A 12,997-nucleotide genomic window follows, 5' to 3' on the forward strand; every position below is an offset into this window, starting at 1 on the left:
GGAAACCTAGAAGCCGCGGCTCAGGATCAGGCCGAGCGAGAACAGCAGGCTGTAGCCGAGGTTGATCAGGCCGGTCTGCTTGAGCACGGGAATGAGGCTCTTGCGCTTCTTGCCGTTGACCATGAGCCAGGCAGGCATCAGGCACGCCGGAATCAGCAGGAGAACGATCAACATCCAAGGCTTGGTGGGCGCCAGCACAATCACCAGCAGGATGGCGACGGCCAGCATCAACACGTAGCTCTCGCGGGCGTGCCTGTCTCCAAGCCGCACGGCCAAAGTGCGTTTTCCTGCGGCCGTGTCCGTGGGAATGTCCCGGACGTTGTTGGCCATGAGCAGGGCGCAGGCGATGAGTCCCGTACCGATCGCGCCAATGACGGCAGCAAGGCTGACCTGCCCGGCTTGGGTGTACGTTGTGCCGAGCGTTGCCACCAGCCCGAAGAACACGAAGACGAAGACGTCGCCCAGGCCAAGGTAGCCGTAAGGATTCTTGCCGCCCGTGTAGCCCCATGCTGCCAGGACGCAACCCAGGCCTACCAGGATCAGCCACCAGGTCTGGGTAATGATGACCAGGATCAACCCGCACACCATGGCGGCGCCGAACAATCCGAAGGCCGCCCACTTCACTTGCTCCGGCTTGGCGAGTCCGGAACCAACCAGGCGCAGCGGCCCCACCCGGTCCTCGTCGGTCCCACGGATGCCGTCCGAGTAGTCATTGGCGTAATTGACGCCGACTTGGAGAAGGAGCGCCACGAGCGCCGCAAGGATCGCATTCGGCAGCCGGAAAGCATGGAGCTCAAACGCCGCTGCCGAACCGATCAGTACGGGCGCGATGGCCGCGGGCAGTGTGCGGAGCCGGGCTCCTTGAATCCATTGTGCAGCTGTCGCCACGTGCAGTACCTCGTGTGTTTCGCGTTGATCTTTAGTCGGAGTCATGAGGGCAGAACCTCTCTATTGTCCCTGATGCGCGGCGGATAGCTGGTCGATCATGGCCAGCCTGTCCGGTTTTCCGTTGGGCAGCATTGGCAATTCCTTGCCGGCAATTACGGTCTTGGGTGCCAAGACCCCCAACGCTGCTTCGCGGCGGGCCGTGAACCCCTTAAGGCCTTCCGGCGATGGATCGGTCATGGCCACGTAAGCTGCCACGGCCTGGCCCCATTCATGTGATGGGACACCCGCGACGAAAGCCGCGCTGACGCCGTCGAGCTCTTCCAGCTTGCTTTGGATGTACGTGGCGGAGGCTTTGACACCGCCGGTGATGATGACGTCATCGGCACGGCCATGGACGGTGAGTTTGCCGTCGTCGGTAACTTCGCCGAGGTCGCCGGTGACGTACCAGCGCACGCCGTCCTCCTCGAAGAACGCGGCCTTCGTCGCGCGCGGGGCGTCAAGGTAGCCCGCCGCCACCGTCTCGCCACCCAGCAGGATGCGGCCTTCCAGCTCACCATCGCCAATGCGGACCTCGACGCCGTCCAGCGGCTCGCCGTCGTACACGCACCCACCGCACGTCTCGGCTGAGCCGTAGGTGGTGACCACGTGGAGCCCTTCCGCGTGGGCGTTTGCCAGCAGCTCAGCGGACGCCGGCGCGCCGCCCAGCAGGATGGCATTGAAGCGGCGCAAGACGGCCAAGGTCTCGGGCGCGGGTGAATCCAGGAGCCGCTGCAGCTGCGTGGGCACCAGCGACGTGAAGCGGATCTTGTCCGTCAGTTCCTCGGCGGCAGCAGTGAATGCCTCAGGCGTGAAGCCGTTCGACTGGTCCATCACCCAAGGCCGCGTCCCCGCGTACAGTGAGCGAACCAGGACCTGGACCCCGGCCACATACTGCAGGGGGAGCGCCAGCAGCCACTGGCCTTCGCCGCGTAAGGCCATCGCCGTGGCCACAGAGGACGCAGCCAGGGCATCCACACTGAGGACAGTCGCCTTGGGCGTGCCGGTGGAGCCGGATGTCCGGACCACCACCGCGGCATCTTCCACGCCGGTCTCTACCGGAACGGCTTCCGGCTGGCCGTCCTCGTGAACCACAATTTCGACGGCGGGACCCTCGCCATGCAGGGCAGCGGCCAGTGCTTTAAGTACGGGATCGATGTCCACAGGGATGTCCTAGAAGTAGTAGGGGAAGTTGGACCAGTCGGGGTCGCGTTTCTGGAGGAAGGCTTCCTTGCCCTCCACGGCTTCGTCCGTCATGTAGGCCAGCCGCGTGGCTTCACCAGCAAAGACCTGCTGCCCGGCCAGGCCGTCGTCGGCCAGGTTGAAGGCGAACTTCAGCATGCGGATTGCCTGGGGGGACTGGCGGGCGATATCAGCCGCGTACTCCAGCGCGACTTCCTCCAACCGCGCGTGGTCCACAGCCTCGTTCACGGCTCCCATCCGGACCATGTCCTCAGCCGAGTATTCGCGGGCCAGGAAGAAGATCTCCCGCGCAGCTTTCTGCCCGATCTGGCGGGCCAGCAGCGCAGAGCCATATCCGGCGTCGAAACTTCCCACCGTGGCATCGGTCTGCTTGAACTTGCCGTGTTCGCGCGAGGCGATGGTGAGGTCGCTGACCACGTGCAGGGAATGTCCGCCGCCCGCTGCCCAACCATTGACGACGGCGATGACCACCTTGGGCATGGTCCGCATCAGGCGCTGGACTTCCAGGATGTGAAGGCGGCCGGCGCGGGCGGGGTCGATGGTCTCCTGGGTATCACCCTCGGCGTAGCGGTAGCCGTCCCTGCCACGGATCCGCTGGTCGCCGCCCGAACAGAACGAGTGCCCACCGTCCTTTTCCGACGGTCCGTTGCCCGTGAGTAGAACGGTGGCGACGTCGGGAGTCATGCGGGCGTGGTCCATGGCCCGGTAAAGCTCGTCCACAGTGCCCGGACGAAACGCGTTGCGCACTTCGGGGCGGTTAAAGGCGATGCGGACAGTGGGGAGATCCTTGACCGTCCCGTCCGTGGAACGCTCAACCTGCCGGTGGTACGTCATGTCCTTGAAGTCCTCGAAGCCGGAAACGGTGCGCCAGCGCGAGGGGTCAAAGATGTCGGAAACCTTGGCAGGGAGTTGGTTGTTCACAGTCCGAGTCTAGTAACGGCCTCCGCTGATGCAGAACTCGTGTCTCGGCATGCCCCTGTTGCTAGTGGGGGAGGAAGTCCGGCGGGATCGCATAGATGAGAACCACGGCCAGGAGGTTCTTGGCGGCATGGACGAAGTAGGAGAACATCAGGTTCTTTCCCGTCCACACATAGACCGCCACCAGCACCAGGGCCATGCCGAGATAAGGCGCAAGGGCCGGCAACACCAGACCCTCCCTGCCCACCACGTGGATCGATGCGAAAACTCCCACCGAAAGGGCACAGCAGATCCAGATGTTCACGTACTGCGACAGCTTGCCGATCAGCAGGTGCCGGAACAAGTACTCCTCTACGAACGGACCCAGGACCACCAGCAGCGGCACCATGAGCCAAGCCGGCACACGCTGAAGGAGGCCTTGGATGCCCAACTGGTTTTCGGAAGTCTGCGCAGTACCGGTCGCCGCAACCAGGAGTGCCGTGACGATCAGCATGACCACCACCGCAAGGGGGACCATGCCAAGAGTGAACCAAGGGCGGGTGCCCAGGATCTTGACGTCACGGCCGACTATGCGCCAGGCGGATGCCAGGGCGAAAACCCCGACGACGGCATAGAAGAGTGCGTTAACGGCATACGAGGCTGTGGCAGGGTCTGAAAAAAGCTGGAGCATCATTCGCTCCACGGATTCGCCCGCAAACGTGAAGTAGATCGTGAATCCCAGATAGGCAGCGACGGCCACGGCGTCCAGGGCATTGAACCGGTAAAGCCTCGTCCGCGTCGAAATGGTGCCCATATGACCAGACTATCTTTGCGGGTGGAATGGTGCGCGCGTGCCAGGGGGCCCGAGGAAACGGGCAATCGCTCCAGCCTGAAACTTGACGCGCCCTCGTTCCCCGGGCAGTCTGGACCGATGAAGTCTTGAGCGCAGCCCTTCCATCCGGCTGCATCCCCAGTACCCACTACGGCAGTGCCCTCAGCGGTTCCCTGCCATTCACTGCGGACTTTGCGAGGACACCTCTTGACTGACCACCTTCACCTTTCCGGCGTTTCCCACGGTTATGGGGACCGAGAACTTTTCCACGGCGTTGACCTCACCATCGATCACGGCGAACACGTAGCCATTGTCGGAGAAAACGGGGCGGGAAAATCCACCCTTCTCCGCCTGCTGGCCGGCGTGGAAACGCCCGACGACGGCACGGCAGGTTTGGCAGGGACTTCCGGCTACCGCGTGGGTTATCTGGCCCAAACACACGGACTTCCGGCATCGCTCACTGTGGGGGATGCCATCGACGCATCGCTTACTGCCTTGCGTGCGCTCGAGGCCAGCATCAGCGAACTGGAGCGGGACCTGGCGGATGCCGACCCCGAAACCCTGGAACTCTACGGAAGCCTGCAGACCCAGTACCAACTCCGGGAGGGATACGCTGCCGAGTCCCGGGTGGAAGCAGCGCTTGACCGGCTGGGGCTGGGAGGCCTGGACCGGCGTCGAACGCTTGGATCTTTGTCCGGCGGCGAGCAGGAGCGCGTTGCCCTCGCGTGCCTGCTGGCCGATCCTGCCGAAGCCCTGCTCCTGGACGAGCCCACCAACCACCTCGACGCGAACGGCACGGCCTGGCTGGAATCGAGATTGGCTGCGCACCCAGGCACCGTGGTGGTGGTTTCGCACGACCGTGTCCTGCTGCGGAAGGTAGCCAGCACAGTCATCGAAGTCGACGCCGAACGCCGGTCCGTCAATCGCTACGGCAACGGCTATGAAGGCTACTTGCGTGAGAAAGCCGCACAGCGTGCCCGTTGGGTGCAGCAATACGAGGAATGGCTCGACGCCATGGCCGCCGAGCGGTTCCAGGCCGCCACGGGTTCGGGCGGCATGGGCTACGGCCGGGTGCGCGACAACGACAAGTTTGCAACCGGCTTCAAAAAGGGCACCTGGCAGCGCGCCGCCACCAGCAAAGTGCGGAACGCCCAGGAACGCCTGCGCCGGCTCGAAGAGAATCCCATTGACCGGCCACCTGTGCCGCTCAAGCTCGCCGCGCAACTTGACCTGCAGGTGGAGGAGACCGCTGGGCCGGCCATCGAAGCACGCAGCATCACCGTTCCGGGGCGCTTGAAGCCAACTGACCTGCGCGTCGAAACCGGGGAAAAGATCCTCATCACCGGACCCAACGGAGCAGGAAAATCAACACTGGTGTCTGTGCTCGCCGGGACGCTTGAGCCCGTCAGCGGAACCTTGGCCGTCCAGGGCGCGGTGGGGTATCTGCAGCAGGAACTCGACGTTCCGCCCCGTCCGGGGCTCCGTCTGCTTCCGGCGTTTGCCGCGGGACTGGGCGGAAACATCGACGAACACGCCGAGGCCCTGCTGCGCCTTGGCTTGTTCCGGCCTGCTGAATTTCACGTTCCCGTGGGTAGCCTCTCCGCCGGACAGCAACGCCGGCTAGCCCTTGCCCGGCTGCTTCTGGGCAGTTACGAGACCATGATCGTGGACGAACCCACCAACCACCTGGCGCCGGTGCTCGTGGAACAGTTGGAAGCTGCGCTCGCGGACTTCGCGGGGACGCTGGTCATCGTGAGCCACKACCGTGCGTTGGGGGAGTGGTTCGACCGGTGCGCCGCGGCGGGCTCGGTGGGTAGCTGGGTCCGGTACGGAATGCAGGATGGGGAGTTGCTCTAGGCCGCTGCCGTCGGGGTGAGTTGTTCGCAAAGGGATCGTTACGCTGTGTCCTGCATATGGAAACACGGCATCAAGCGTCCCGAAACAACACTGGAGCACCATGGAAGGAAGCCGGCCGAAAGGATCTTTCCGTGATCTCCAAGAACCTCTTCCTCCAGGGCATTTTCCCGTTTGACGGCATCGGCATGGAAAAGCCGGTTCCCCTCCACAGCGAGCTGGCGCACTTTGTCCCGGACGGCGTCGTAAATCAGACTCTTTACTTCCGCGGCGGCAACTCCAGCTCCGAACTCATCGCGGTTGTCCTCATGCGCGACGGCGTTCCGATGCGGTACTTCCCCATCGGAGCAAAAGGCGATGTACACGTCCCGTTGAGGGTTGTGGAAGATATCGAGGGCGGCTCGATGATCGAGCTGTTCATCGCCGCGCCAGCTGGTGTCCGCGGTTCCGTGGTGGTGGACCTGGGCATGGTGGAGCACTGATGGCCAGGCGACTGGTGGTCATCGGCAACGGCATGGCCGGTGCCCGCACTGTTGAGGAAATCCTCGCCCGCGCCGGTGGAGACGCTTTCGAGATCACCATGTTCGGGGATGAACCGTACGGAAACTACAACCGCATCATGCTCAGCCACGTGCTGTCCGGCGAGGAAAGCGATGCGGACATCTTCCTCAACGCCCTGCCGTGGTACCAGGAAAACAACATCACCCTCCATGCCGGCGTGCGGGTGGAGCGCATAGACAAGTACAGCAGACACGTCTTCGCGGCCGATGGCAGGGTGGTTCCGTACGATGTCCTGATCATCGCCACCGGAAGCCACTCGTTCCTTCCGCCGATGGATGGCCTGTACACACCCAGCGGATCAGTGCGCCACGGGGTCTTCACGTTCCGGACCATGGACGATACGCGCAAGATGGTCCAGTTCGCCCAGCATGAGCATCATCGGCGGGCTGTGGTGATTGGCGGTGGATTGCTCGGGTTGGAGGCGGCCCGCGGGTTGCAGGCCTACGGCCTTGACGTCGCGGTGGTCCATTCAGGCGGCCACCTCATGAATGCGCAATTAGGGCCCGACGGCGGCGCAATACTGCGGCGAAGCGTCCAGGCGCTGGGCATCGAGGTCCACACAGGAAGCCGGACCACCGCGGTGCTGGGCAAGGACCGGATCACCGGTGTGCGATTGCGTGATGACACTGAGCTGAGCTGCGACATGGTGGTTGTTACAGCCGGCATCCGGCCCAACGTGGATGTCGCCGTGGTGAGTGGCTTGGCCGTGGAACGGGCCATCGTGGTGGACGACCACCTGCGGGTTATGGACGAAGAGGACATTTATGCCGTGGGAGAGTGCGTTCAGCACCGGGGCGAGGTTTATGGGCTGGTGGCTCCCTTGTGGGAGCAGGCCGCCGTTCTGGCAGACCAGCTCACCGGCGTGGATCGTTCATCGGTCTATCTGGGGTCCCGGACCGCCACCAAGCTGAAGGTGGCCGGCGTCGACGTCGCTTCCATGGGCCTGCCGGGCCCGGAACTCGACACGGATGAGCACATTGTTTTCTCGGAACCGAGCCGGGGCGTGTTCAAGTCGATCGTGATCCGGGACAACAAGATGGTGGGCGCTACCCTCCTTGGTGACAGCCGCAAGGTTGCTTACTTGACCCAGGCTTTTGACCAGGGACTACCCTTGCCCGAGGAGCGGCTCTCGCTGATGTTCGATCTCGGTTCGCCTTCGGAGGAGGAAGGTGTTGCGGAACTGGCTGACTCTGCCCAGGTCTGCAACTGCAATGGAGTCTCCAAAGGGGCACTCGTCTCGGCTGTACAGGGTGGGTGTCGCTCTGTACCCGCTGCCATGGATGCCACCCGGGCAGGCAAGGGGTGTGGCTCCTGCAAGTTGCTGGTCACGCAGGTGGTGGAGTGGGCGGCCGACGGTGCCGTAGAAGATGACCCCTCAGCCAGCTACTACGTGCCTGGCATTCCCTTGGACAAGGCTGCGTTGATGTCCCGGATCCGGGAGCTTGGGCTGCGCTCGGTTTCACAGGTTTTCGCGGCCTTGGCTCCTGACAGTGCGGAGGACGCCAAGTCCAAGATGGGCCTCGCCTCGCTCATGAAGATGATGCTGGCGGACAAGTACATCGACGAGCGCGATGCCCGCTTCATCAACGATCGCGTGCATGCGAACATCCAGCGCGATGGCACATTCTCCGTGGTGCCCCAGATGAAGGGCGGCGTGACGTCCGTGCAGCAGCTCCGGAGGATCGCCGACGTCGCGGAGAAGCACAACATTCCCATGATCAAGCTGACCGGTGGTCAACGCATCGATCTCCTGGGCGTTGCCAAGGAAGACCTCCCCACAGTCTGGGCCGATCTGGACATGCCGTCCGGCTACGCCTACGGCAAGAGTTTCCGCACTGTGAAGACCTGCGTGGGGAAGGACTACTGCCGCTTTGGGACGGGTGATTCCACTGGTTTGGGCATTTCGCTTGAATCCCGCTTCCAGGGAATTGAGTCGCCGGCAAAACTGAAACTCGCGGTCTCCGGATGTCCACGGAACTGTGCAGAATCCTTGGTGAAGGACGTTGGGGTCGTGGCGGTGGAGGGCGGCCGCTGGGAGATCTACATTGGGGGAGCGGCCGGCGCCCACATCCGGAAGGGCGATCTACTGGTCACGGTGGATACGCCCGAGGAAGTCACGCTCCTGGCGGGTCGTTTCATGCAGTACTACCGGGAAAACGCGAACTGGCTTGAACGGACGTACGCGTTTGTTCCCCGGGTAGGGATTGAGCATCTTCGCAGCGTCATCCTGGATGACTCCGAAGGCATTGCCGCCCGCTTGGATGAAGCGATGCAGGAGTCCGTGGACAACTACGTGGATCCGTGGCGTGAACGGGATGATCCGCTCACCCCTGGCCAATTTCGGACCTCGCTGCCCTTGACGGTGCTCCCGCAAGTGCCGGTCCGATGAAGATTCCACACATCGTTGGGCCGGTTGACCAAATTCCGTTCGGTGAAGGCAGGGCGTTCGGGATCGACGGCGAGCAGATAGCGGTGTTCCGGCTGCGTGATGGGAGCCTGCGGGCTGTCTCCGCGGTGTGCCCCCACAAAGGAGGCCCCCTCGCGGACGGAACCATCGATAAGCGTGTGGTGATGTGCCCACTCCACCAGCATTCGTTTGAGCTGGAAACCGGGTGTTCCACCACTGGAGCGAAGCCCCTGCGGACGTACGAAGTTTTCGCAGATGAGGGCCAGAACATCGTCGTCATTCCTTAAAGCAACGCGGGGTCACTTATGGCCCCTTTGGGCGGCCAACATGGGCCATAAGTGACCCCGCGTTGCTTTGTTCAGGGAGGGTGCTGTTGCCTGCGTCACGGGCATTCCCGTTAATCCCGTAAGATAGACGGGTTGCGCGAACCTTCGGCGTTCTGCGTTCTTTGTCACGCTTCGGGGTCCTCCAACGAGGAAAGCTCGAATTTTGTGTGGCAAAGGTGCCCATGTTCCGGCATGGGCGCAAAACACCTACAGCAATACCCCAACCCACAAGGAACAGCTGTGCCGCAAAGTACCCCCACAGATCTCCAGAACCCGACGGCCACACCCACCGCCGTCGATTCAACCCTCAGCGCTGAGGGATACCAGAAGACCCTGAGCCGGCGCCACGTCACCATGATCGCCATGGGTGGCGCAATCGGCGTCGGCCTGTTCATGGGCGCCGGAGGCCGCTTGGCCTCCACCGGCCCGGCCCTGATTTTCTCCTACGCAATCGCCGGCGTCATCGCTTACCTGCTGATGCGCGCCCTCGGCGAACTCATCATGTACCGCCAGACCTCGGGCTCGTTCGTGAGCTACGCCGGCGAAATGTTCGGCAAGAAGGGCGCCTTCCTTTCAGGCTGGATGTACTTCATCAACTGGGCCATGACAGGCATCGCGGAGCTCATCGCGATCGGCCTGTATTTCCAGTTCTTCTTCCCGAACGTTCCCGTTGAACTCTCCGCCATTGCAGCGCTGGTGCTGCTGGTGGCCGTGAACCTGTTCAGCGTCAAGGCCTTCGGCGAGTTCGAATTCTGGGCCTCCTGCCTCAAGGTCGCAGCCATCCTGATCTTCCTGGCCGTTGGCACCTTCATGGTTGTCACCAACGCCCAGGTGGGCACCGGCCACGCTTCGGTAGGCAACCTGTTCCACGACGACGGCGGCATGTTCCCCAAGGGCGGCCTGGTCATGATCCTGGTCCTCAACGCCGTGATCTTCGCCTACAACGCCATCGAACTCGTCGGTATTACCGCTGGTGAGATGCAGAACCCGGAACGCGAAGTTCCCAAGGCGATCCGCGCCGTCGTGATCCGCATTATTGTCTTCTACGTCGGTTCTGTGATGCTCCTTGCGATGCTGTTGCCGTCCGACCAGTACAAGGCGGGAACCTCGCCGTTCGTCACCGTGTTCGGCCAGATGGGCCTCGGCTGGATGGGCGACGTCATGAACATGATCGTCATCACCGCAGCCCTGTCCTCCTGCAACTCGGGCCTGTACTCGATCGGCCGCATCTTCCGGACCATGGCCAACAACGGCCACGCCCCGCAGTGGCTCACCAAAATGTCCTCCCGCCACGTGCCCTACGCGGCCATCCTGGCGATCGGCGGCGTGTACTTGGTGGGCATCCTGCTCAACATCTGGCTGGGTGGCTCCCACGCTTTCGACCTCGCACTGAACACGGCCTCCATCGGTGTGATCTTCACCTGGGGTTCCATTTTCGCGAGCCAGATTGCCCTGCGAAAGAAGCGCGGCAACGTCTCCAGCCTCCCGATGCCCGGTTCACCGTGGACCAGCTGGCTGGGCCTCATTGCGCTGCTGGCCATCACCATTCTGATTGGCTTCGACACCATGACGGATAAGGCAACCGGCGAGGTCTTCCTCCTGGGTCTCTGGACCCTGGCGACCATCCCGTTCTTCGCCCTGGTCCTGTGGCTTGGCTGGCAGAAGGTCAAGAACAACGAGCCCAAGAGCGAACTCTTCAGCTAACGCTCTCTTCACCAACTGGCTCGCATTAGTGGTTGTTCTGAAGGCCCGGAACAACCACTAATGCCAGTCACTTGGGTGTCCATCCACCATTGATGAGCGCGCTCCTGACTTTGGCTACCGCTGAGCTCGCATCGTTTCCCATGTGGCGCTTTGAGATGCGGACCAGTATCCACCCGGCGCGACTGAAATCCTCTTCCCGCGCAATGTCCCTGACAATTTGGTCCGGATCGGAGTGCCCCTCACCTTCGTATTCCACGGCCACGCGCTGTCCGGGATACGAAAGGTCCGGTTGACGCACGACGCCGGGACCCAACTCAGTGGGCATGTTGACTTCCGCTTCTGGCAGCCCAGCCCACTCGAGTGCCAGCCGAAGCCGGGTTTCGGGCGCAGAATCAGCTCCGACGCGGGCCTGCTCGAGTGCCAGGCGAGCCTTCCGGATTCCTGGCGTTCCTTTGTGGCGGTCAAGCATGGTTTCCAGATCCTCGCGTGTGCAGTAAGGATCGCTGCGCCCTTCGAATTCGGGCCTCGGCAACCGGAGCAGGTGATCGGCTACTACGGTAATCTCATTGATGCTCATCTTCCGGGCGCAATCGAGCCACGTCCGCGCCCTGGTGGTGACGAGCAAGCCTTGGTGGTTAGTGATTTCGTCCTCGAAGAACTGCCCTACATGCCCCACCACTCCTTTCCTTCGCGGGATTGCCATGGTGTCCGGGCGGGAAATGTGGATGGCAGATTCGTGGCTGCCCGGCAGGAAACCCGGAAACTCCCAGAGCCTGAACGCCGTGGCATGGGAGGCTGCGGAAAATGGCGTAATGACCGTGTAGGGCCGGACTGTAATGGATAACTCCGTTGCTTGTTCGGGCGCAGGGCTGCGGATGCCCCGGCTGGGTGAGTCAAGACCTCGGTGCCTCCACCGCTGACGGGTGATGCCGGCGTCGAGCGCTTCCTGCCAAGTGAAAGGCGCCGACTCAAGGCGACCGGGCAACTGCTTCGGGATACGCATTTCCCCATGTTTGCAAAACCTTGGTGGACGTGAGCGGTTATCCACAGGCTCTAGTAGCTTCCCTGCATCTGGCTGGCATTAGTGGTTGTTATGGGGCTCTATAACAACCACAAATGCCAGTCAGTTGGGAGTGTCAGTGCCCCGGACTAGGCTCGATGTATGGATCACACCACCACCCTGACGCAACACATCAACGCCAGCCCGGAGAAAGTTTGGGCGGTCCTCTCGGACATTCCAGGCTCGGCCGGCACCCTTTCGGGCATCAACGCAATCCAGATGCTCAGCGAGGGTCCCTATGGGGAAGGCACACGCTGGAAGGAAACACGGACCATGATGGGCAGGCAGGAAACCGTGGAGATGTGGGTGTCGGAGGTGGATCCACCCCGCAGTACCACGGTCAAAGCACTTCAGGGCGGCGCCGATTACACCACGCGCTTTAACCTGGCAGGGCGCGACGCCGGCACTGACCTTACGCTGACATTCGGCGCCGAGGTCCTCAAGCCCACGCTCGTGAGCAAGGTCGCGATGGCCTTGTTCGGGAAGATCGGCATGAGCATCACCCGGAAAGCCCTCAGCAAGGACCTCGCCGAGATCGCTGCAAAGGCGGAATCCCTCTGATGGCGGCTGCAAAGGTAGCGGCCCCCAAGATCTCGCCGGTGCGCCTGGAAGAACTGCGCGACGACGACGCCCCGGACTTCCAGCGTGGCGAACGCTATGACGGCATCAGGTTTACCCGCGTTTCCRCCGATGGGGAGGAGCTGAGCGGTGCTGACTTTATCGAGTGTGAGTTCACGGGAGTCTCCTTCAACGAGGCTCAGCTGCGCGGCGCCACGTTCCGGGAGTGCATCCTGGCCGAGCCGTATGCCCCAGTCTTCACAGCCGCCCGGACTTCCTGGCAGGACGTGGAGATCAGCAATCCCAGGTGGGGATCAGCCGAGCTGTACGAGGGCACGTGGCGCTCGGTGCGGATCGAGGGCGGCAAGCTGGATTACGTGAACCTCCGCGGCTCCAAGCTGATGGACGTCCAGATTTCAGACTGCATCATTAACGAGCTCGATCTTGGCGGCTGCACCGGGACACGGGTGTCGTTGAAGAACTGCAGTATCGGCACCTTGGATGTCACCGGCGCCAAGCTCAAGGACGTGGACCTGCGGAGCTCTGAGTTCCGGAGTATCAACGGATTGGCGGGACTCGCCGGAGTTGTTATCGACGATTACCAGTTGAGTCTCATGGCCCCGTTATTGGCTGGTCATTTGGGAATCCGGGTGATCTGAAGCACTGACTGA

Annotated in this window: 12 protein-coding genes; 7 read left to right on the plus strand and 5 right to left on the minus strand. The window is 62.5% G+C overall.

From position 1 onward, the window contains the following. Positions 1 to 6 precede the first annotated feature (6 nt). From AB4Y87_RS05970 to AB4Y87_RS05985, 4 genes are all read right to left on the minus strand, one after another. Positions 7 to 888, minus strand: a complete 882-nt coding sequence (locus AB4Y87_RS05970) for a 1,4-dihydroxy-2-naphthoate polyprenyltransferase (RefSeq protein ID WP_431120303.1) — start codon at positions 886 to 888, stop codon at positions 7 to 9. Positions 889 to 948: 60 nt separating this feature from the next. Further along, positions 949 to 2,088 (minus strand): AMP-binding protein, encoded by a 1,140-nt coding sequence (locus AB4Y87_RS05975; protein ID WP_442003497.1) that lies wholly within the window; start codon positions 2,086 to 2,088, stop codon positions 949 to 951. Positions 2,089 to 2,097: 9 nt separating this feature from the next. Further along, on the minus strand, positions 2,098 to 3,048 hold the full coding sequence (locus tag AB4Y87_RS05980) for a 1,4-dihydroxy-2-naphthoyl-CoA synthase (RefSeq protein ID WP_442003498.1): 951 nt from the start codon (positions 3,046 to 3,048) through the stop codon (positions 2,098 to 2,100). 61 nt (positions 3,049 to 3,109) lie between these two features. After that, positions 3,110 to 3,838 carry a CPBP family intramembrane glutamic endopeptidase gene (locus AB4Y87_RS05985; protein WP_442003499.1) on the minus strand — a complete coding sequence of 243 codons (729 nt, stop codon included), beginning with the start codon at positions 3,836 to 3,838 and terminating at the stop codon, positions 3,110 to 3,112. Positions 3,839 to 4,063: 225 nt separating this feature from the next. Here AB4Y87_RS05985 and AB4Y87_RS05990 point away from each other — a divergent pair, with 225 nt between their 5' ends. The 5 genes from AB4Y87_RS05990 to AB4Y87_RS06010 all read left to right on the plus strand — a co-directional run bounded on the left by AB4Y87_RS05990 (position 4,064) and on the right by AB4Y87_RS06010 (position 10,708). Further along, positions 4,064 to 5,713 carry an ABC-F family ATP-binding cassette domain-containing protein gene (locus AB4Y87_RS05990; protein WP_442003500.1) on the plus strand — a complete coding sequence of 550 codons (1,650 nt, stop codon included), beginning with the start codon at positions 4,064 to 4,066 and terminating at the stop codon, positions 5,711 to 5,713. 131 nt (positions 5,714 to 5,844) lie between these two features. Continuing rightward, a complete protein-coding gene (locus AB4Y87_RS05995) occupies positions 5,845 to 6,192 on the plus strand; it encodes a molybdopterin oxidoreductase (RefSeq protein WP_431116373.1) in 348 nt (115 codons plus the stop codon). After that, positions 6,192 to 8,660, plus strand: a complete 2,469-nt coding sequence (gene nirB / locus AB4Y87_RS06000) for a nitrite reductase large subunit NirB (RefSeq protein WP_442003501.1) — start codon at positions 6,192 to 6,194, stop codon at positions 8,658 to 8,660. Before AB4Y87_RS05995 ends, nirB begins: the two co-directional genes overlap by 1 nt. Continuing rightward, entirely contained in the window at positions 8,657 to 8,965 is a 309-nt protein-coding gene (locus AB4Y87_RS06005) for a Rieske (2Fe-2S) protein (protein WP_442003502.1), read from the plus strand. The genes nirB and AB4Y87_RS06005 overlap by 4 nt, the downstream gene beginning before the upstream one ends. Before the next feature lie 279 nt (positions 8,966 to 9,244). Continuing rightward, the gene (locus tag AB4Y87_RS06010) at positions 9,245 to 10,708 is read left to right on the plus strand and encodes an amino acid permease (protein ID WP_442003503.1); all 1,464 of its coding nucleotides are present in this window, start codon (positions 9,245 to 9,247) and stop codon (positions 10,706 to 10,708) included. 67 nt (positions 10,709 to 10,775) lie between these two features. On the opposite strand, the gene AB4Y87_RS06015 is transcribed toward AB4Y87_RS06010, so the two are convergent. Further along, positions 10,776 to 11,711 (minus strand): hypothetical protein, encoded by a 936-nt coding sequence (locus tag AB4Y87_RS06015; protein ID WP_442003504.1) that lies wholly within the window; start codon positions 11,709 to 11,711, stop codon positions 10,776 to 10,778. 159 nt (positions 11,712 to 11,870) lie between these two features. Between AB4Y87_RS06015 and AB4Y87_RS06020 the strand changes: the two genes are divergently transcribed. Beyond that, positions 11,871 to 12,329 (plus strand): SRPBCC family protein, encoded by a 459-nt coding sequence (locus tag AB4Y87_RS06020; RefSeq protein ID WP_442003505.1) that lies wholly within the window; start codon positions 11,871 to 11,873, stop codon positions 12,327 to 12,329. Beyond that, on the plus strand, positions 12,329 to 12,985 hold the full coding sequence (locus AB4Y87_RS06025; RefSeq protein WP_442003506.1) for a pentapeptide repeat-containing protein: 657 nt from the start codon (positions 12,329 to 12,331) through the stop codon (positions 12,983 to 12,985). Before AB4Y87_RS06020 ends, AB4Y87_RS06025 begins: the two co-directional genes overlap by 1 nt. The last annotated feature ends 12 nt before the right edge of the window (positions 12,986 to 12,997 follow it).

Origin of the sequence: Paenarthrobacter sp. RAF54_2 (genome assembly GCF_052113945.1) — a bacterium.
In the GTDB taxonomy this organism is placed as follows: Bacteria; Actinomycetota; Actinomycetes; order Actinomycetales; family Micrococcaceae; genus Arthrobacter.